Origin of the sequence: Luteitalea sp., assembly GCA_009377605.1 — a bacterium.
Lineage (GTDB): Bacteria > Acidobacteriota > Vicinamibacteria > Vicinamibacterales > Vicinamibacteraceae > WHTT01.
Genome location: WHTT01000019.1, coordinates 19116 through 38925 on the forward strand (window position 1 = coordinate 19116; position 19810 = coordinate 38925).

The following is a 19810-nucleotide window of genomic DNA, read 5'->3' on the forward strand; positions in this document are numbered from 1 at the left end:
AAAAACAATATCGTCGGGCCGGGCGGGCACCCGGAGCCCCCGAGCGATCAACAGTGCCGGAGGATAGTGTAATGATGTGCTGGAGGAATGCGCAAGCGTGGAAAACGGGGACGCCTGGACAGGCCTCCCGTTTCACCGGTCGTAGGGTTCGCCGACTCGTCCGCCCGTTTCGACTTCGCCAAGGCTACGTCGAACCCGCTGAAGCTTTAGCGAAGACGTGAGCGCGCCTAGAACCCTTGAGAACCCGAAACTTGACGCATTTGGGTCAAGTTTCGGGGCTCGCAAGTGAGCGTCGGGGAGCGCGGCCGGAGGCCGCGGTCCGCTAGAATTCGTAGCGGATCCCGAATCTGATCTGGCTCGGCGTTTGGTACTGGAGGACATTGCCGAAGTCGGGACTCTCGGTCGTCGGGTTGGTTTGTGTGTAGTCGTCGTACGCCAACACGCCTTGCCGGTTGATGAAGTTGAACGCGTCGACGAGCAACACAAGCCGACGGCCAGCAACACGAATGGCATAGTCGGCGTGGACGTTCAAGTCCACCTCCACGGGCGAGCGTTGTTTGAACCCGTCGTCCGTTTGGAACCCGACTCCGCGCGGTGTCTCTGGAATCTCGCCGGTGCTCTGATATCGAGGGTTGGCCGCGAGGGCGGTCAACGGACGGCCGGAGCCCAGCAGCACACCAAGGCCGAGGTTCAAGCCCCAGTCGAAGCTGCGGTTCCCGTACAGCTTGAACTGGTGGCGCCGATCGTTTGGCAGCGGCCCCGCCCCAGCCTCACCGAGGAATCGGATGTCGCCGCGGAAGCCGCGCGGCACCATCACCTCTTCGTACGACGGGTCGTCTGTCGGGAAGTCGAACAGTGATGTAATTGCCGGATCCGACTGTCCGTTGTCGTTCCGGAAGAATCCCTCGAACGTGCCGTAGAGCCGACTCCAGCGATACGACGCCTGCACCTGCCAGTTTTGCGCGAACCTCCGCGCGGCAGTCAGCTCGACCGCGTCGTAGTCATGAATCGCCTCTTCGAAGCTCGCGCCGAGCTCTGGGAACAGCACAGCTGTGTCGGCGCCCGGATTCGTGATGAAGTACTCGACGCTATTGCCCGCCTCGTCTGGAAACAGCGTATACGCGGCCATCGGGACCGTACCCACGTCCTCGAGGATTCGGCCGAAGCTGCGGTGGATGTAGCGGACATCGAGCATCAAGCCGGGCGCCGCCTCGAACTCGAACCCGATCAGCGCCTCGTCCAAGTAGGTGGACTTCGAGTTTGGATCGAAGTCGCTCGGCTCGAGCCCGGCCGGCTGGAAGTGCTCCGTCTCCCCCTCGACGCCGACCGGAACGCCGTTGGGGATCGGCTCGGTGAGCGCGGCGTCGTAGTAGTCCGCCAGTGTCACACCGGCATCCGCTGAGAGCGCGCGCGCCGCGAGGTCGTTTGGAATCTTCGCGAAGAAGCGCCCCCAGTTCGCGTACAGCTTGGAGCGCCCATCCCCGAGCACGTCGAAGGTGCCGCCGACACGCGGCGCCCAGTTGTCCTTCCACCTGAACTCCGCGACGTTGCCCACCAGCTTCTGCTGCTCGTAGCGAATGCCTGGGCGCACCGTGAGCCGGTTACTGATCCTCCAGGTGTCTTGCAGGAAGAAGTTGAGGTACTCCTGCGTTGTGTCGCGGACGTTGCTCGTATTGGCGCGCGTCACACGGTAGAACTGGCCGAGATCCGGATCCGGAAGGATGTCGATTTGCGCGCCTGTCACCGTCTGCGAGCCGTCCGGCAACGTGAACGTCGGGCCGGTCCGTTGGATGATGTTGTCGTAGCGAATGTCTTCGAGCAGCACGCCGTATCGGACTTCGTGATTGGCGAAGTAGTGCGTCGACTTGACGCTGTACTGAAGGCTTTCACCATCGTTGCCTTCGTACAGCCCGATGCCGCCGGAGCGGCGAACCACGTCGCCGGTTCGATCGGTGATCGACCACTCGTCGACCGACGGTGTCTCTTCGATCCGGTTCGCGGCCCGCGCAAACGATGCTTCGACGAGCCAGCTCGGTCGCAGCGCGCCGTCGTATTTGACCGTTTGGTTGTGTCCGCCGTAGCTCAACTCGCTGAAGCCGGTCGTGTCGTCGCGAAGCAGCGCGATGCGGCGCTGGGGTCCCATGTCGCCCGTGGCTGGATCGCCGAAGAACGACACATCGGCGCGATGTCCATTCGCAATCTGTGCCGTGGCCTTGGCGGCGTACGCCACGAGCCTGCGATCGCGATCGACCTCGCCCAGCTCGCTGAGCGGTGCGTCCTCCGGTGCGAGCAGCGTATCGGTCTCCCACTGAGGATCGATGGCGCCAAAGAAGAACATCCGGTTCTCGAGAAGTGGTCCACCGAGCTCGATGCCGGCGTCGTTGAGCCGCGTTGCCGTGGCGTTCACCGATTCCTCCCGCGCGAGAACCTCGGACTCAACCGGTTCGTACCCGCCTTCGAGCGCCGACGGGCGGAAGTACGCAAACGCGCTTCCCCGCACCTCGTTGCTCCCGGACTTGGTGATCACGTTGACCACGCCGCCGGTCGACTGGCCGTACTCCGCCTCGTACCCGCCCGTCTTTACCTGGATCTCCCGCACGAAGTCGAACGGCACGCCATTCCCGAGCGAGCCGTGCAGAATCGAGTACGAGCCGAGCGCACCGTAGCCCGCGTTGGTGATGTTCACGCCGTCGACGACGTACTGGTTTTCGAGGCCGCTGCCGCCCGCAATCGACGGGTTGGCCATGCCGGTGCCGCCGCCGCTGCTCACGCCGGGGGCGATGTAGGTCGCATCGCTCAGGCGCCGCCCGACCGGCACCTGTCGAAGCAGCTCTGCCGCGAGGTTCGCACCAACTGTCGTCGTGCTGCTGTCGATACCGGGCGGCGCGCCGCCGACTTCAATGGTCTCGACCAGCCCACCGACTTCCATCTTCAGCGAGAGGCTAATGGTCTCGCCCAGGCCCACGGTCACGTTCTCCCGCTCCAGCGTTCTCAGCCCCAGCAACCTCACGTGGACCGTGTAGGTGCCCGGAACGAGGAGCGGCACCCGAAACTGCCCGTCGGCGCCGGTGCGGGCTTCCTTCAGGCCCCGATCGCCGGTGACGGTGACCCTGGCGCCCGGAATGCCGAGTCCCTGCCAATCCACGACGATGCCGCTGATCGTGCCGGTGGTCTCTTGCGCGAGCAGGGGGCTCGACAAGGCGAGTAGTAGCAGGAGCGCCGAGCAGGGGAACAGCTTCATGGTGACCTCTTCCTCCCTCGTGACGGGAACCGCTTTGTGCTGCGGCGCTCTGCGAGCTGCCGCAGTCGGGCATCCCACCCGACGGGCTTTGGTGCGCCCGCGCGGATGCCACGCGCCTCCGGGTGTGCAGGATTGATAATGACGTTGTGTTCCAACGAGACGATGACAGAGGGCACGAGCAGAACGGCAGACCGCTGCGCGTCGAACCATCGATCGCCGACCTCTCGGCTCGCTGCAGAGTCAGTGGCGTTCCAACCCGGCACGTCCGTGACGTCGACACGCTCAACGCGGATTCCATCGAGGATATCGATAGTGATGCATACCGCGTCGGGCGCGAACTCCGAGATCCCTGCGCGCGCCAAGTACTCGAGCATTGCGAGCGACAGGCTGGAAGCGGCATAGATAACCGGCCGGCCCTTCGAATTCCATCGTCCGCCTCGCATCCCGGCGCCGGTGCCATCAAAGAGCTTGTGGCGCCCGGACCCGAGACGAAACACTCTCATACCGGGAGGCCATACTCGAGACTGTAGAGCAAGTCCTCGACTTGCCGAGCGCCAAGCTCCGTCTGCGCGACCTCGACCGGGCGCCGCTTCTCGAGCATCGCGTGCGGCTCGGTTAGGAAACGCGCCGCGAGCACCGGGCTGGCCCAGACGTCTTGAGCGAGCGAGACGATGCGGGCCAAGCGGGCAAGCTTTTCGCTCTCGTCGAAGGTCAAGCGTTGTTTACGCCTGATGCGGCGCTTGAGCGTGGATTCTGGCACCACGATGTACGGCAGGTCGGCGAGGTCCACACCCAGCCGTGATCGCAGGTAGGCCACCACAGACCGATAGGCTCGAGGCGACAAGCCTTCTTCGATGGCACGGATGAGATCCGCTGTCGTTCGCACGCGCCGGCCGACTGTGTGCTCACCGCCAAGCACCGTGACGATTTCGCTGATGTTCTCCAGCATAGCACTCCCGGGGGACCACTTAGCACAGATTCTAGCACCAAATGGTCCACGCGGGCAGAAGGGACACCAGTGCGGCCCTGTCGACGAGCAGCTCACCAGCAATGTGGCAAGCGCTCGAGTGTGTGGGGAAACTGCCAGGAGCGGCAGAGGGGAGCCGGGTTGGGCTCCCCTCTGGTGCGTGTCGGCTCGCCCGTAGCGTTTCACGGGCGGTGGTAGGCGAAGCGTTAGAACTGGAACCGGATCCCGAATCTGACCTGCCGCGGATTCTGGTACTGCAGAACGCGACCAAAGTCCGGATTGTCAGACGGGAATGTGGACTGCGTGTAGTTATCGTAGTCGATCACGCCCTGTCTATCGAACAGGTTGAAGCTATCGAACAGCAGCACGAGGCGCTGTCCGCCGAGCCGGAGCGCATAGTCCAGGTGCACGTCGAACGTGGCCTCGACCGGCGTCCGATCACGGAATCCATCCAGGGTCTCGAACCCGGCGCCGCGTGGCGTCTCCGGTATCTCGCCGGAGCTGCGGTAGGCGGGGTTCGAGGCAAGCGCGGTCAGCGGTCGGCCGGAGCCGACGTTGAGACCGAGTCCGGCATTGAGCCCCATGTCGAACGTGTAGTTGCCGTAGACCTTGACCTGGTGTGGTCGATCATTCGGCAGCGGACCGGCGCCCGCCTCTCCCAGGAACCGGATGTCGCCAAGGAAGCCGAACTGGCGACCGACCGTCGAGTAGCTCGGGTCGTTGGTCGGGAAGTCGAAGAGCGACGTGATGGCCGGATCCGACTGGCCATTGTCGTTCCGGAAGAAGCCCTCGAACGATCCGTGGAGTCGAGACCAGCGGTACGAGCCCATGACCTGCCAGTTGTCTGACAGGCGCTTGTCCGCCGTGAGCTCGACCGCGTCGTAGTCGTGGATCGCTTTTTCGAACGACGAGCCGAACTCTGGAAAGCTGACCACCGTGTCCTCGTCTGGGTTCGTGATGAAGTACTCCACGCTGCCGAGCCCGTCCGCCGTCTCCGGGAGGAAGTACGCGACCATCGGCGCCGTGCCGATGTCTTCGAGAATCCGGCCGAACCGCCGCCGCGTGTACCGAACACCGAGGTTGAGGCCTGGCGCCGCTTCGAACTCGAAGCCGACGAGCGCCTCATCGAGGTAGGTCGACTTGGCGTCCGGGTCGAAGTCCGAGCTACTCAGACCGGCGAGCTGCTCATGGTCGGTGATGAAGCTTTCCCCATCGGTGCTCGTGGCCACGCCGTCCGGAATGGGTTGCGTCAACGCAGCATCGAAGTAGTCGGCGCGGGTCACGGCGGCGTCGTTCGAGAGGGCGCGCGCCGCCAAGTCGTTCGGAATCTTCGCGAAGAAACGGCCCCAGTTGGCGTACAGCTTCGAGCGGCCGTTGCCGAGCAGGTCGTAAGTGGCGCCGATGCGCGGCGCCCAGTTGCCATCCCACTTGAAGCTGTCCAGGTTGCCAACCAGCTCCTGCTGCTCGTAGCGGAGACCCGGCTTGATGGTGAGCCGATTACCAACGCGCCAGGTGTCCTGCACGAAGAAGCTCAGGTACTGCTGCTCGGTGCCGCGGACGTTGCTCAGGTTGGCCCGGGTGACGCTGTAGATCTGGCCGAAGTTCACGTCCGGCAATACGTCAACCTGGGCGCCAGTGACGGTCACCGCGCCGCTCGGCAGTGTGATCGGCGGCCCCGTCCGTTCGATGGTGTTGTCGTACTTGATGTCTTCGAAGAGCAGACCATATCGCACTTGGTGGTCGCCGAGGTAATGGGTGGACTTGGCCTGATACTGGAAGTTCTCACCGTCGTTCCCCACCTCGTAGAAGCCGATGCCGCCCGTGGTCCTAATAGGGTCGGTCCTTCGGTCCGTGAACTGCCATTCATCGAACTCGGGCGTCTCCTCGATGCTGTTCTGTGCGCGGGCGAAGGAGGCCTCCACCAACCAGCGGGGCGTCATCGCCGCCTCGTACTTCACCACCTGGCTGTGGCCACCGTACGTCAGATCACTGAAGCCCGTCGTCTCGTCGCGGAGCAGTGACGTGCGACGCTGCGGACCAATGTCACCCTCGGACGGGTCGCCGAAGAAGGACGCATCCAGCCGATGGTTGTCGGCCACCTGGAATGTGCCCTTGGCCGAGTACGCGAAGACACGCCGGTCGCGGTCCACCTCACCCAACGAGCTGAGCGGCGCGTTCTCCGGAGCGAGGAAAGTACGCGTCTCCCACTGCGGGTCGATCGCACCAAAGAAAAATACGCGGTTCTGCAGCACGGGACCGCCGATCTCAAAGCCGGCGTCATTCAGCTGCGTTGCTGTCGTGTTCACGGCCTCTGACCGCGACAGGCTCTCGGACACAACCGGCGTCCAGTCCCCTTCAAGAGCATCTGGCTGGAAGTAGGCGAAGGCGCTGCCGTTGAACGTATTCGATCCGCTCTTGGTGATGACGTTTACAACGCCGCCGGTCGACTGGCCGTACTCTGCCTCATACCCGGCCGTCTTCACCTGGACCTGGTCCATGAAATCGAACGGCGTGCCGTTGCCAAGCGAGCCGAACACAATCGAGTACGACCCAATAGCGCCGTAGCCGGCGTTCGTGATGTTCACGCCGTCAACGACGTATTGGTTCTCGAGACCGCTGCCACCGGTGATCGATGGGTTCATCTCCCCAACCATCCCGCTGCTGCTCACTCCTGGCGCTAGATACAGCGTGTCTGCTAAGCGCCGACCGACCGGCGCGCGTTGGAAGAGCTCACTCGAAAGGTTCGCCCCTGCGGTGGTCGAAGTCATGTCGACAATTGGTGCGCCCGCAGCGACCTCGACCGTCTCAGCCAAGCCGCCGACCTGCATCTCCATGGAGAGATCGATGGTCTGACCAAGGCGAACCACCACGTTGCCCTGTTCGAGTGTTTTGAAGCCGTCGAGCGTCACCCGAACCGAGTAGCTACCAGGCACCAGGAACGGCACGCGAAATCGCCCCTGCGCGTCGGTGAGCGCTTCTTTGGCGCCCTGACCTCCGGTCACGAGGACGGTCGCCGCCGGGATGCCGAGTCCCTGTGAGTCCACGACGCTGCCGGTGATCGCACCCGTCGTCTCTTGAGCCAGCGCCGGGCTCGCAAGGGCGAGCATCAGCGCCAGCACGATAAACATTCTTCCCTTCATAATGGCCTCCCCCTGGGGGTTTGGAAGAGCCCTCGTAGCCTAAGCGCCGCCGAGAAGGGCAGCGCCCCGTTCACGAAAGCTGGATGGGCAGTCGAGCCGCTCAAGTGCATGCATTGCGCGTGCCAGCCCAGCCGTTTTTGAGGAGAAATCGCTCACGGCGATCCGCAGGGACCATGGACCCGGAGCAGCCTGCAGAATGGATTAATTCGCTAGGAATTGCAGGCTGCGCCAGGGGCCGTGAGCGTGCAACCGCGTTCCGTCGATATTCCGGATCCATGACACGAGGCCGGCACGACGCCACGACCAGACGCGAATCCAAGGCGTTGAATCGAACAAATCCAATTGGTCGGTGGACTGCTGGTCCAGAGCCGGCGAGGCTAAATGACGGTTATGTAAATTGCCGAGCTGGCGTATAATGCTCCCTACTTGTCTGATTGCAGCCCTGCTCGAGCAAGGTAGATTGGCCCTTGAGCGTAGATGTTCGTGTGTCCAGGGGTGGCGTCCGGAGCTCTTTTCGTAGTTAATTCTTGATAGCGAGCAGACAAGTCGTAGGGGTAGTTTCACGGATGAGGAGGCCAGTCCCATGCGTAAATGTGCGCTTGTCTCGTTGATGGCACTCGCCCTGGCGCTTCCGGCTCTTGCCCAGGAGCAGCGGGCATCGATCGAAGGCATCGTCACGGACAGCTCAGGAGCCGTGCTCCCAGGCGTCACCGTCGAAGCCAGAAGCGCGAGCGGTGCGCTCGTCTCGACCGTGACTAATGACGTTGGCGCGTTCCGCTTCCCGGCCCTCGCCCCCGGACTCTACGAGGTCTCGGCCACACTCGAGGGGTTCCAAGGCCAGAAGTACGAGAAGGTCGAGGCACTCCTTGGCCAGATCAAGCGGCTGGCGTTCAGCCTCGAGCTGGGAGGTCTCGCCGAGCAGGTGCAGGTCACCGCCGAAACACCGCTCGTAGACGTGAGGCAGAGCGCGCGCTCCACCAGCCTTCGCGCCGAGCAGATCGAGCTGCTGCCGAAGGGGCGCGACTTCAGCACGTTGGTCACGCAGGTCTCGGGCGCCAACATCGAGCCCCGGCTGGGCGGGATCTCGGTTGACGGCGCGAGTGCTGGCGAGAACCGCTTCATCCTCGACGGCATGGAGACGACCGACATCGAGCACGGCGTCTCCGGCAAACAGGTGATCGTCGACTTCATCGAGGAGTTCCAGGTGAAGTCGAGCGGCTACACGGCGGAGTTCGGCGGCTCGACCGGCGGTGTCATCAACATCATCACCAAGAGCGGCACCAGCGAGTTCCATGGGACGGGGCTCCTGAGCTACGAGGGGAGCGCGCTGAGCGGCGGCCGATATTCGTTCGGCTCTGGCACGACGATCGGCGATTTCGGCGGTTCCACCGGCGCAGCGCCCACCGCGGCCGGAGGCCGTCCGACCCTGCGCCTCAACCCCCTGACCAACGAGATGGAGTACGTGGAATATCCGGAGGATGACAGCTACCGTGTCGAGCCGGGGTTTGCCGTCGGTGGCCCGATCGTCCGCGAGAAAGCGTGGTTCTACGCCGCGTACATGCCCTCGTTCATCGAGCACGAGCGATCGGTGGAGCTGCTCAGCGGCGGGACAGTGGCCGAGAATCAGAAGGATACACGCCATTTCTTCACCGGTAACCAAACGGCACAGCTCGGCGACAGGCTCCGGACGCGCGTGGCCTTCAACAACAGCTACCGGAAGCGAGACGGCCTCCTTCCGGCGCTCGACGGCACCGATCCCGAGGGCGCGGCGTACGATCTCGTGCGAGAGTACCCGAACTGGACCCTGTCCGGCACGGCCGACTGGGTGGCGAGGTCGGATCTCTATTTCGGCTTCCGTGCTGGGTACTACTTCTCCGACTTTTACGACACTGACTTCCCCACGGGGCCGCGGCTCTCCTTCCCGTCGTTTGGCAACACCGATTTCGTCGGCACCAACGGTGTGCCGGTACCTGCCGAGCTCCAGCGCGGCCAGGGCTTCTCGAGCTTCCCGGCCGGTGCGGCGTTCTCCACCGAGTTCGACAAGCAGAAGCGCTTCAATCTCCAGGCTGACGCTACGTGGTACGCACGGTTCGCCGGCCAGCATCAGATCAAGGGCGGCGTCCAAGTCGATCGCATCGGCAACGAGGTACTCTCGGGCGAAGCCGGTAACCTGGTGCGAGTCCATTGGGGCGAGCCGCTCCCGAGCGGGGTGCCGCTGCAGGAGGGTCCCTTCGGTTACTACCAGGTACGCAGTAACGGTGTTGATCCCAAGCGGGGCTTCATCACGGAGGGGAACGTCAGCACGACCAACGTGGGGCTGTTCATTCAAGACGCGTGGACGGTTGCGGACCGCCTCACGATCAATGCGGGTCTCCGCACCGAGCGCGAGCGCGTGCCGGCATACGCGCTGGGGCCAGACTTTCCGGAGTACGGCATCGAGTTCGACTTCCAGGACAAGCTGGCGCCGCGCCTCGGTGTGGCGTGGGACCTCACGGGGGACGGCAGGTGGAAGACCTACGCGTCCTGGGGCGTGTTCTACGACATCTTCAAGCTGGAGCTGCCGCGCGGTGCCTGGGGCGGCGACAAGTGGCTCGAGTATTACTACACACTCGACACGTATGATTGGACGTCGCTCGTCAGCAACGCCGACTGCCCGCCGGCCTGTTCCGGCACGCTCATTCGAGGGCCAATCGACTTTCGGCACGTATCGCTTGGTTTCGACCCGGAGTCTGGCGAGGGGATCGATCCGAACCTCAAGCCGATGCGCTTGCAAGAAGCCGCCGTGGGCCTCGAGCGCCAGCTCACCAATGTGATGGCCGTCGGCGTCCGCTACCTGCGCAAGCAGATCGACCGCGCCGTCGAGGATACCGGCGCGCTCGACGCAGCCCAGAACGAGATCTACGTTATCGCCAACCCCGGCGAAGGTCTTGCCGAGTTCGCGCACCCAGGCGTGGGACTGCCGAAGGGACAGCGAGACTATGATGCGGTGGAGCTCTCACTCGACAAGCGCTACGCAGATAACTGGTCGCTGCGTCTGAGCTATCTCTGGAGCCGACTCGACGGCAACTACGCGGGTCTGTCGCAGAGCGACGAGAACGGGCGCACCAGCCCGAACGTGGGCCGTCTCTTCGACTACCCGGCCATGATGTTCGACGAGCACGGCCAGCCGGCACTCGGACGCCTGCCAACCGATCGCCCGCACCAGTTCAAGGCACAGGGCCTGTACTCGTTTGCATTCGGGACCAGCGTTGGCGTGAACTACTACATCGGGAGCGGCGTGCCCGTCACCCGCGAGATCGGCATCTATCCGCCGAACAACCTTCCGGTCCAATACCACGGGCGGTTGAGCGACGGGCGCACGGATGTGTACTCGCAGACGGACCTGTCCATCCAGCATGAGTTCAGGCTAGGCGTCAGCCGGCGCATGCAGCTCGAGTTCAACGTGCTCAACCTGTTCGATCAGAAAGCGGCGATCGGCAAGTGGCAGACTTACCAGCTCACCAATGGCATCAGTCTGCCGGACGAGGATCAGTTCTATGCTGGTCAGCTCGACTTCGATCAACTGATTCAGGAGCAGGGCGTGACACAGGATCCGCGATTCCTGCAGGATTCGTGGTACCAGTTCCCAATCACCGCGCGCTTCGGCGTGAAGTTCCTGTTCTAATTGCACGGAGTCGTTAGGCGGCCCACCGTCGTCGCGCCCTGCCAACACCTTTGCGGGTGGCAGGGCGCTTCTGTTGCTCAAGGACCACGATCTGGCGTGTCGTCCGGCAAGGGATCCGGCGTCGGCGGCGGTTCTATGACGAGCTCTGCTCTCTGGACCGCGATCCGCGCATCATCTACGGCGCGCTGGGCCTCCGTCTCCCCGTACTGTTCCGTGGGGATGAAGTCGATATCACCGTAGAAGGCGAACTCGCGCTCCTTGCGAAGCCAGGCGGAGATCGACGCGAGTTGGTCCACGTCTGCGGTCACGTCGGCTGGAAGACGGTCGCGATGCTGCTTGAGCAGCTCTCCCACGTCGTGCCAGTGTGGTGGTTCGACACCAACGTGTCTCAACATCCCCTTGAGAGCCAACTCGACGATCTCTTGCGCCTCCCGCACGACATCCGAGTAAGCTGCCGCATCGAACAAGACTTGCAGCGCCGTGAGCCGCACTTGCGCCTTGCGCAGATAGCTCTGAGCGAGTGACGCATTCGTCATGTCAGCTCGAACACCTCTCCCGGCCGGTAGTCCGGCTTGAGATCCCAATACCACGCGTTCCCTCGCCAGATGCGTCGGGCGCCAAGCTCGGTAAGGCGCGCCTTGAACCGTCCCAGCGCGCGCGCGAAGAACTCGTCGCGATCGACAACGATGCGCGCATCGTCGATCATGTCGAGAAACAAGGGGCTTCCCGTCTGGACCTCCGTCGGCGTCTTGAAGACGGGCGACAAGAGAATAGGGTAACCAGCCCTTCGCGCAGCATCGAGCTCTTGCGCCATTCTGGCCTCGATCGCTCCAAACTCCTCCACACGGGGGACACGTCCGCGCGGGAGGTCCTCAGCAACGATGAGGAGATCGATATCCGAGTCGGGGCGAGGCGTGCGCCGCCCCACGGAGCCAAAGACCGCGAGCGAGACCAATCGCTCGCCGTAGTAGTCGCGCGACGCAGCCGTTACACGCTCGATCAGACCGTCGAAAATGCCGAACATGTCATCGGACATCAGGTTTCTCGCAGGGCGCTCGGTCCCGGCCGGCTAGCCTCGTTCGATCGTATACCAACGGAGTCACGCCCCTCGTCCTCTGCTGTCGCTGCGGCAGATTCGAGGGCGACCCACCGAAATGCTATATCTCCTCGAGATCCATCTGAGCGCGCTGCAGCCGGCCGCTGAAGTCCACGTACACCGTCTTCCACTCGGAAAAGACATCCAGCGCAGCAAGCCCCGCCTCACGGTGGCCATTGCCCGTCGCTTTGGTCCCGCCAAAGGGCAGGTGCACCTCGGCGCCAATCGTCGGCGCGTTCACATAGCAGATGCCCGTGTAGAGGTCGCGCATCGCGGTGAACGCTTTATTGATGTCCTGCGTGTAGATGGCCGCGGAGAGCCCGTACGCGACGTCGTTGGCGATGTCGATGCCATCCTCCAACGAGCGGCATGGAACCACCGAGACGACCGGCCCGAAGATCTCCTCCCGTGCGATGCGCATTTCGCGATCGACGTCGACGAAGATCGTGGGCTCGTGGAAGAAGCCCCGTGCATGCGCCGCGCCGCTCAGCCGGTTACCTCCAGCAACGAGCTTCGCGCCTTCCTGCTTTCCTACCTCGACATACTGCATGACCTTGGTGAGCTGTGCGTCGCTGATGACGGGGCCCATTTGCGTATCCGCGTCCAGGCCGTTGCCGACGCGCAACGCCTTGGCCTGTTGAGTAAACCGGTCGACGAACTCCCCATAGACGCGCTCGTGGACGATCACGCGGCTCGCCGCCGTGCACCGCTGCCCGGTGGTTCCAAAACCGCCCCACACCGCGCCCTCTACCGCGAGATCGAGGCTCGCATCGTCCATCACGAGGAGGGGGTTCTTGCCGCCCATCTCCAGGTGAACCTTCTTGAACGTCGGCGCCGACGCCTCGTTGACGAGACGGCCGGTCTCGGTCGATCCGGTGAACGACACCACACGCACATCCGGATGCACCACGAGCGGTCCGCCAGTCCCAGGCCCGTCACCGGTGACCAGGTTCAACACGCCCTTCGGCAGGCCGGCGTCGATGAAGGCCTGCACGAAGTTGACACCACAGAGCGGTGCTTCCTCTGCCGGCTTGAAGACAATGGTATTGCCGCACACGAGCGCCGGCAGAATCTTCCAGGAGGGCACCGCAATCGGGAAGTTCCAGGCGGTGATCACTCCGCAGACGCCAATCGGCTGCCGGAGGGACATGGCGAACTTGTCCCGCAGCTCGGAGGGCGTCGTCTGCCCGAACATCCGGCGCCCTTCGCCCGCCATGAGATAGCCCATGTCGATGGCTTCTTGAACGTCGCCCTGCGTCTCGGCCAGCACCTTTCCCATCTCGCGCGTCATAGCGCGCGCGTAGGTCAGCTTACGCTCGACGAGAATTTGCGCGGCGCGATAGAGGATCTCGGCACGGCGTGGTGCCGGCACGAGGCGCCAGCGCTCGTACGCGGCACGCGCCGCCGCAACCGCGCTATTCACGTCTGTTTGGTTGGACTTCTGGAAGTATCCGATCAGATCGTCGTGGTCAGCCGGGTTGCGATTCTCGAAGACTTCACCCGACTGCGACGCCACCCATTCGCCGTTGATGTAGTTCTTGTAGGCAGGAACGGCCATGGATGCGAGGATAGCATCTAGCGCGCGCGGACGTGCTGGAGGTAATCACCCGAGGGAATGCGCGGCGCCCGGCCAAGCGGCGCGTTGTAGAAGTAGACCCACGCCTCTTGGACACGACCATCCTCGAGGGTCACCGGTACACGCGCGCGGGTGTACAGGCTGTGGTCTGGATCACCGGGCGAGAAACCTTCGATATCGTCCAGAACCGTCAGGACCGCCTGGGGCTCGTCGGTGTCGTACACCTCGCCCCAGACGCGAGCATCAGGTGAAGGAATGGCTGCGGGATAGATACCGAGGTCGAACAGTGCGGCAGAGATCCACCCTCGTCGACCGTCGCGGAGCTTGTCTTCGATACCGGCCCTCCGCCGCCGATCGAAGCCCGTCATTAGCGTGCCATAGAAGAACACGGAATCGGCCACGGGCGGCAACGCACACTGTTACGCAACCGAGCGAGTTTAGCACGATGTTGAAAAGGAACCGGGTACCTTTTCGGCCGCGAAAAGATACCCGGTTCCTTTTCAACATCCGATCCTTTTCAACATCCGAGGTGCCGCTCGTCACAGCCGGGGTGGCGCCGGCGGAGGGGGCGGCGGAGCGGGCGGTGGAGGCGCCCCCGCCGGCGGCATGGGCGGCATGTGGGGCTTGTGTCCGCTGACTTCGTTGGCAATGTAGTCCACCGCGGCCAGCGGTAATGTGAGCGACATGCTCACGGTCGTCCCCTCGCCGCCAATTTGAAGGGACTGCAGGACCTGTTGCCACTCTTGGCGGTTGCCAAGGGACATGCGCGCCAGCGCTGCCATCCCGGTGACCGCATCCCGCAGGTTCTTGGCCGCCGCCTCGTCAATGGTCTCGGCGCGGAGGGTCGCGGCCATGCCGCCGTTCAATCGGCTCGTCGCCGAAAACCACTTGATCTGCGGCACCTGCGCCGCCACTGGTCCTGGTAATTTCCCCGCCGCCAGCCCTTCTGGACTCCCAACCGCCCAGACCGTCGCCTGCGCGCTCGCCTCATCGATGAGACGCATCACATCCTCGCTCGAGGGCCCGCTCGCACCCGAGTCGGCACGGTCAATCGCCAGCTTCACCGCGGGCTCCTGGCCCACCAACAGTGCGCCGTCCTCCATGAAGCCGAACGCCAGCCGGTCTCCATGTCGCGGCCCGTCATCGGACATCAGGTACAGTTGCCGCCCGTTGTGCATCACGATCGTCGCGCCGTGCTCGGTGGCGGCCGCCTCTATGCGCTGCACGTCGAAGCGCCCCCGCAGCACGGCGAATCCACCGGATATGCTGCTCCCACCCTCGCCCGAAAGCAAACAGCCCACCACGCTGTCCACATCCCGCTCGATATCGATGCCGGTCTCGTCGCGGAATCGATTCTTGCCTGGGCTGTCACGCTCCAGCTTCTTCATACGCTGGCGAAACTCGGAGCTCATGACCGCACGGACGTCCGCGTAACCGACGACGGAAGCCGCGTCGGGCACATAGCGGAGGTCGTCCTGCCCGCCCGCCTGCGCCAGCACGCTGCTCGAGAGGTCGCCCCGATAGTAGGCGATCAGGCCGGTACAGAGCCCCCCGACGAGCACCACCGCCGCCGCCAAGATGAAGTAACGCGTTTTGCGCTCGGCCATAAACAACCCCTATACCGACTAGTAACGAGCACTCAACAGTAAATGTTCCGAAGCCGCCGCCGCTTTCAGCGACGGCGCTTCGCCGATTCACCTTCGCCTTGGGCGAAGGTGAATCCCCCGAGCCGCCGCCGGCGGCCGTGCTGGCTGATTCACCGTCGCCTTCGGCGACGGCGAATCCGGAAGCCGTTGTTGCCACCGTTTCCTGTTTCCAGCCTTCGCTCGCCTCCGGCGAGCTACGGCTAGGCAAGCCTGTCTCCTGATTCCTGATCACTGCTCGAGCACATATTCCCGGTGGCTGACGGTTCGCGCCGCCAGCCACAGCGCTATCACGGCAATGACCAGGAGCCAGAACAGGCTGGCCATCGTCGAAGGCCCCTCCCGGAAGAAGCTCTGCAGCATGCTCATGGTCGTGTCTTGCGGCATGGCATGCGGCACCAACGCCTGCAGGTAGTAGGCCACCGTGAGCTGCTTCAAATAGCCAGGAATCGCGAGCACGGTCGGCTCCCACCCGAAGAGAAAGACCAGCCCAACGATGAGCGGACGCTTCAGCCGCGCGCCCATCCAGGCAAACAGCGCACCGTAGACGGCCAACCCAGCGGCCACGAGCCCAAGGTCCTTGAGGAGATGCGGAAACCCAGCCCCGAGCGATCCAGTCCCGCGAGGTGCCACCAGGAAATACACGACGACGATCGAGGGGAGCACGACCGCAAGCGTACACCCCAAGTAAGCCAGGTACTTCCCCGCGAGCACCGCGCTGCGCGGGACCGGCCGCGAGAAGAGATAAGTGATCGTCTTGTCTTCGACCTCGTCGGCAATGAGCGCCGTCGCGTAGAACACGGCCAGCACCGGCACCGCGAATCGCAAGTAGAGCACCCAGATCATGAACCCAAAGATGACCGGGCCGTTCTCCATGACTCTGGGCCGCGCCTCCGCCGGTGCGAAGGTGTCGAACAGCACCAGACCGACCGCGATGACCATCGGCATGCCGACGACGAGCACCATGAAGAAGGTGCGCTTCGACCACAGCATCTGGCCGAGCGACAGGTCGGCGATTCGCAGCGACGAGTGCCAGAAGGAGGGTTGTTTCATTTGACCAGATACTCGAATACGGCCTGCAGGTTGTCGTCCGGCGATGTCACCTCCTCGATCGTCCCGCAAGCGCCAGATGCAGCCATCTCGGTCAGTCGCGCGTAGAATCCGTCCGGCTTCGCTGTCTCGACTACCAGGGCGCCCGCCTCGAATCGCAGGCTGACCACGTCATCGTGCATCAGGAACTCACGCGCCAGCACGCGGGGCTGATCCGATCTGATGTAAACCGTGTGCGGATGCTCGTCGATCAGCTCACGGATCTGATGGACGTTGCCCTCTGCGAGAATGCGCCCGTTGTTGATGAGGAGAATGTTCGAGGTCATCGCCTCGATCTCGTGCAGGATGTGGCTGGAGACGACGACGCTCTTTCCCGCCCGCGCCCAGTCGCGGATGAGACGAATGGTCTTCCGGCGCGCCAACGGATCCATGCCCGCCAGCGGCTCATCGAGGATGAGCAGCTCCGGGTCGTGCGCCATGGCCTGCGCGAGCTTGACACGCTGGCGCATCCCCTTGCTGTAGGCGCCAATCTTCTTGTTGGCCGCGTCGGTGAGCTCCACGACCTCGAGCGCGCGGCGCGCCGCGGCGCTCGCCGCACTGTCATCCAAGCCGTTGAGCCGCACGAGCGCGCGCACCCACTCGAGACCGGTCATGCGATCGTAGAAGGCATCCTGCTCGGGACAGAAGCCAATGCGCGCGTAGAGCGCCGGATTGCCCCAGATCGGTTCCTCCAGGACGTTCAGGGCTCCCTTGCTCGGCTTGAGCTGGCCGGTCACGAGCTTCATGAACGTCGACTTGCCCGCACCATTCGGCCCCAAGAGGCCCGTGATCCCCGAAGGCACGACCACCGAGACGTCGTTGAGGCCAATGACCTGGCCGTACCACTTCGAGACGTTGGTCGCGGAGATCACGGGGCCGCTCACGCGATGACCTCCACGCCACGCACGCGGCGCTCGAGGACGAAGATCGGCACGACGATCAACGCGGCAACCGCGATGAACGACACCACCGGCGGCACCTCATAGCGCGGGGCCACGCGGAAGATCACGTCGCCGATCTGCTCGAGATTCGCAATGAACGAGACCCACGCTACGCGCGACCCGCCCGTGATGAGCGACAGGAGACCAAACACCGCATGACTGAACAGTGCGACGCCCGCGAAGACGATGCCGCTGAAGCGAGCGCTCTTGGAGAGCGATGAGATCGCGAGCATCATGAGGGCGTTGACGAAGGTCTCCACGAGCGAAGCCAATGCAATCGACGGCACCAGGCTGATATTCGCACGGGCAAAGCTGAAGCTGCCGTAGAAGACCACCTGCAGCAAGAGCAGCAGCATCGTGGGGACCAACGTAATCGCGAGCAGCGCTGTCACGAGCACTGCCAGCTTGCCGGCCACGTACTCCGTCCGCGTGAGCGGCTTCGAGAGATAGATCTGCAGCGCGTTGGCACGACGGTCGTTCGCAATGAGCCCGGCGCCGACGTAGATGGTGACGATGAAGATCGGCAAGCCCTGGATGTCGAGAAAGTCGCGGAACATCTGCGGCGTGGGCGCGAGCAGCTGCGCTTGAGAGAAGTTGGCGGCGAAATAAATGCGCACCGCGTAGACGACAAACGGGATCCACGCGGCGATCATCACAGCCAGGAAGGCACGGCGGCGCAGAAAGCTCATGAGGCCGTGCCCGGCAATGACCGTCCATGCGCCCGTCGCCGGTAGACGCGTGCCCTGATAGCGGCGATAGCTCTGATCGTGAATCGGCATCTTCAGGTTCTTTAGCGTTCTCCAACCGCGCGGGCAAAGACGTCCTCGAGAGTGGGGACACTGGGCCGCAGGTGCCGCACTTGCACGCCGTGCCTGGCCGCCAGGCCGAACAGATCCTTGGCGTCCATGCCGGCCGGCACGAACACCCGCATCACATCGTCGTCGCCGCCATGACAATCCATCTGATGGGCGCTGAGCACCTCCACGAACGCCGGGAGGTCGCCTTTGATCCGTAGCTCGAACACGCGGCCCGCAGGCCCTTTCAGCTCGTCGATCGGGCCGTGGGTCGCCACGCGGCCACGGTCGAGGACCACGACGTGCTGACAGGTCGCCTCGACGTCCGGCAGGAGGTGAGAGGACAGAATGAGGTTCACCCCCTTGTTGTGCGCCAGGTCCTGCACCAGGGCCAGCATCTCGTCCCGGCCGCGCGGGTCGAGGCCGTTGGTCGGCTCGTCGAGGAAGAGCAGGTCCGGATCGTGGACCAACGCCTGCCCAAGCTTCAAGCGCTGCTTCATTCCGGTTGAGTACGTCTCCGAGTTGCGATAGCGCGCCTCGCCTAGGCCCACGTAGAAGAGCACTTCGTGGGCACGTTGCATGGCGTCGGCATCCGGCAGGCCCGCGAGTCGGCCGCAGTACGCAACGAAGGTCACCGCGTTCATGCCTGGGATGTGCGCGTCCGTTTCCGGCATGTAGCCAATGCGCCGCCGAATCTCGCGGGCGCGCGTACGCACATCCAGCCCGAGGACGTTCATGCTGCCCTGATCGGGCGTGATGAAGCCGAGCAGCGCGCGCAGTAACGTGCTCTTGCCCGCACCGTTCGGGCCGAGGAGGCCGATGGCGCCGGTCGCGAACGTGGCACTCACGTCGTTCAGCGCCCGCGTCTTGGCGTAGGTCACGCTCACCTGCTGGAGCTGAACGACCGCATCTGACATCTCAGTCATCTAGACGAAGGGAAATGGCCCTGGGTTCTCCAACCGCCGCCTCGGCGAGGCGGCCCTACCTACAGCTCTCCTCTGAGCCCCAGGACATCAGCCTGCTCCCGCATCGAGGCGATGACGTTGGCAATGTGCTCGTCGAGCGGGATACCGAGCTCCTCGGCACCGCCGATCAGATCTTCACGACGGACCGCGCGTGCAAACGCCTTGTCCTTCATGCGCTTGCGCACGGAGGATGGCGAAAGGTCGAGCACACTTTTCGAGGGCCGGACGAGCGCCGCCGCGGTGATGAAGCCGCACAGCTCGTCGCAGGCAAACAGCGCGTGCTCGAGGTTCGTTTGCCGCGGCACGCCCGTGTGATCGCCGTGTGAGAGGACCGCGCGGACGATCGTCTCGGGATAGCCCCGGTCGCGGAGAATCTCGCTGCCTCGAAACGGATGATCGGTGAGATCGGGCCAGCGCTCGTAGTCGAAGTCGTGCAGGAGCGCCGTGACGCCCCACAGCACCTCGTCTTCGCTGAACCGCCGCGCATAGCCACGCACGGCCGCTTCGACGGCAAGTGCGTGGCGGATCAAGCTCTCGCTCTTGGTGTACTCGGTCAGCAACGACCAGGCTTCATCACGCGATGGGCTCATGTTGGTCTCGCTCGTCCGCAGGATCGTATCAGGAGGCGGGCCGCGGCGCGAAGGCGGCAGGACCGCCTCCTGCGGCCGCTGGCATGATATAGTCCTTGCGCTTT

15 protein-coding genes are annotated in these 19810 nt (G+C 63.9%); 1 reads left to right on the plus strand and 14 read right to left on the minus strand.

Going from position 1 to position 19810, the window contains the following annotated elements; translation table 11 throughout:
- Positions 1–322: 322 nt before the first annotated feature.
- The 4 genes from GEV06_08450 to GEV06_08465 all read right to left on the minus strand — a co-directional run bounded on the left by GEV06_08450 (position 323) and on the right by GEV06_08465 (position 7348).
- Positions 323–3451, minus strand: a complete 3129-nt coding sequence (locus GEV06_08450; GenBank protein MPZ17926.1) for a TonB-dependent receptor plug domain-containing protein — start codon at positions 3449–3451, stop codon at positions 323–325.
- Entirely contained in the window at positions 3238–3744 is a 507-nt protein-coding gene (locus GEV06_08455; protein ID MPZ17927.1) for an RES domain-containing protein, read from the minus strand. The genes GEV06_08450 and GEV06_08455 overlap by 214 nt, the downstream gene beginning before the upstream one ends.
- Complete coding sequence (locus GEV06_08460) at positions 3741–4190, minus strand: DUF2384 domain-containing protein (protein MPZ17928.1); 450 nt, start codon at positions 4188–4190, stop codon at positions 3741–3743. The genes GEV06_08455 and GEV06_08460 overlap by 4 nt, the downstream gene beginning before the upstream one ends.
- A 224-nt stretch (positions 4191–4414) precedes the next feature.
- Positions 4415–7348, minus strand: coding sequence for a TonB-dependent receptor plug domain-containing protein (locus GEV06_08465; protein ID MPZ17929.1), 2934 nt, complete (start codon positions 7346–7348; stop codon positions 4415–4417).
- 583 nt (positions 7349–7931) lie between these two features.
- On the opposite strand from GEV06_08465, the gene GEV06_08470 reads away from it, so the two are divergent.
- Entirely contained in the window at positions 7932–11012 is a 3081-nt protein-coding gene (locus GEV06_08470; protein ID MPZ17930.1) for a TonB-dependent receptor plug domain-containing protein, read from the plus strand.
- 77 nt (positions 11013–11089) lie between these two features.
- Here GEV06_08470 and GEV06_08475 read toward each other — a convergent pair whose 3' ends face one another.
- The 10 genes from GEV06_08475 to GEV06_08520 form a co-directional block, all read right to left on the minus strand.
- Positions 11090–11548, minus strand: a complete 459-nt coding sequence (locus GEV06_08475; protein ID MPZ17931.1) for a HEPN domain-containing protein — start codon at positions 11546–11548, stop codon at positions 11090–11092.
- Positions 11545–12036, minus strand: coding sequence for a nucleotidyltransferase domain-containing protein (locus GEV06_08480; protein MPZ17932.1), 492 nt, complete (start codon positions 12034–12036; stop codon positions 11545–11547). The genes GEV06_08475 and GEV06_08480 overlap by 4 nt, the downstream gene beginning before the upstream one ends.
- Before the next feature lie 133 nt (positions 12037–12169).
- Positions 12170–13666: an aldehyde dehydrogenase family protein gene (locus GEV06_08485; GenBank protein ID MPZ17933.1), complete on the minus strand. Its 1497-nt coding sequence runs from the start codon at positions 13664–13666 to the stop codon at positions 12170–12172.
- A gap of 17 nt (positions 13667–13683) precedes the next feature.
- Complete coding sequence (locus GEV06_08490) at positions 13684–14085, minus strand: gamma-glutamylcyclotransferase (GenBank protein MPZ17934.1); 402 nt, start codon at positions 14083–14085, stop codon at positions 13684–13686.
- 138 nt (positions 14086–14223) lie between these two features.
- On the minus strand, positions 14224–15291 hold the full coding sequence (locus GEV06_08495; protein ID MPZ17935.1) for a hypothetical protein: 1068 nt from the start codon (positions 15289–15291) through the stop codon (positions 14224–14226).
- A 267-nt stretch (positions 15292–15558) separates the two neighbouring features.
- Entirely contained in the window at positions 15559–16380 is an 822-nt protein-coding gene (locus GEV06_08500) for an ABC transporter permease subunit (GenBank protein ID MPZ17936.1), read from the minus strand.
- Positions 16377–17288 (minus strand): ATP-binding cassette domain-containing protein, encoded by a 912-nt coding sequence (locus GEV06_08505; GenBank protein MPZ17937.1) that lies wholly within the window; start codon positions 17286–17288, stop codon positions 16377–16379. The genes GEV06_08500 and GEV06_08505 overlap by 4 nt, the downstream gene beginning before the upstream one ends.
- A gap of 8 nt (positions 17289–17296) precedes the next feature.
- On the minus strand, positions 17297–18136 hold the full coding sequence (locus GEV06_08510; GenBank protein MPZ17938.1) for a hypothetical protein: 840 nt from the start codon (positions 18134–18136) through the stop codon (positions 17297–17299).
- A gap of 11 nt (positions 18137–18147) precedes the next feature.
- On the minus strand, positions 18148–19068 hold the full coding sequence (locus GEV06_08515) for an ATP-binding cassette domain-containing protein (protein ID MPZ17939.1): 921 nt from the start codon (positions 19066–19068) through the stop codon (positions 18148–18150).
- Between the two features lie 68 nt (positions 19069–19136).
- Positions 19137–19706, minus strand: coding sequence for an HD domain-containing protein (locus GEV06_08520; protein ID MPZ17940.1), 570 nt, complete (start codon positions 19704–19706; stop codon positions 19137–19139).
- Positions 19707–19810 lie beyond the last annotated feature (104 nt).

Bases quoted from the DNA above. Each gene is read 5' to 3' on its own strand.
- GEV06_08460 (MPZ17928.1), bottom strand. From the start codon at position 4,190: ATGCTGGAGAACATCAGCGAAATCGTCACGGTGCTTGGCGGTGAGCAC.
- GEV06_08480 (MPZ17932.1), bottom strand. From the start codon at position 12,036: ATGTTCGGCATTTTCGACGGTCTGATCGAGCGTGTAACGGCTGCGTCG.
- GEV06_08510 (MPZ17938.1), bottom strand. From the start codon at position 18,136: ATGCCGATTCACGATCAGAGCTATCGCCGCTATCAGGGCACGCGTCTA.
- GEV06_08470 (MPZ17930.1), top strand. From the start codon at position 7,932: ATGCGTAAATGTGCGCTTGTCTCGTTGATGGCACTCGCCCTGGCGCTT.
- GEV06_08485 (MPZ17933.1), bottom strand. From the start codon at position 13,666: ATGGCCGTTCCTGCCTACAAGAACTACATCAACGGCGAATGGGTGGCG.
- GEV06_08515 (MPZ17939.1), bottom strand. From the start codon at position 19,068: ATGTCAGATGCGGTCGTTCAGCTCCAGCAGGTGAGCGTGACCTACGCC.
- GEV06_08455 (MPZ17927.1), bottom strand. From the start codon at position 3,744: ATGAGAGTGTTTCGTCTCGGGTCCGGGCGCCACAAGCTCTTTGATGGC.
- GEV06_08450 (MPZ17926.1), bottom strand. From the start codon at position 3,451: ATGGTTCGACGCGCAGCGGTCTGCCGTTCTGCTCGTGCCCTCTGTCAT.
- GEV06_08495 (MPZ17935.1), bottom strand. From the start codon at position 15,291: ATGGCCGAGCGCAAAACGCGTTACTTCATCTTGGCGGCGGCGGTGGTG.
- GEV06_08500 (MPZ17936.1), bottom strand. From the start codon at position 16,380: ATGAAACAACCCTCCTTCTGGCACTCGTCGCTGCGAATCGCCGACCTG.
- GEV06_08465 (MPZ17929.1), bottom strand. From the start codon at position 7,348: ATGAAGGGAAGAATGTTTATCGTGCTGGCGCTGATGCTCGCCCTTGCG.
- GEV06_08475 (MPZ17931.1), bottom strand. From the start codon at position 11,548: ATGACGAATGCGTCACTCGCTCAGAGCTATCTGCGCAAGGCGCAAGTG.
- GEV06_08520 (MPZ17940.1), bottom strand. From the start codon at position 19,706: ATGAGCCCATCGCGTGATGAAGCCTGGTCGTTGCTGACCGAGTACACC.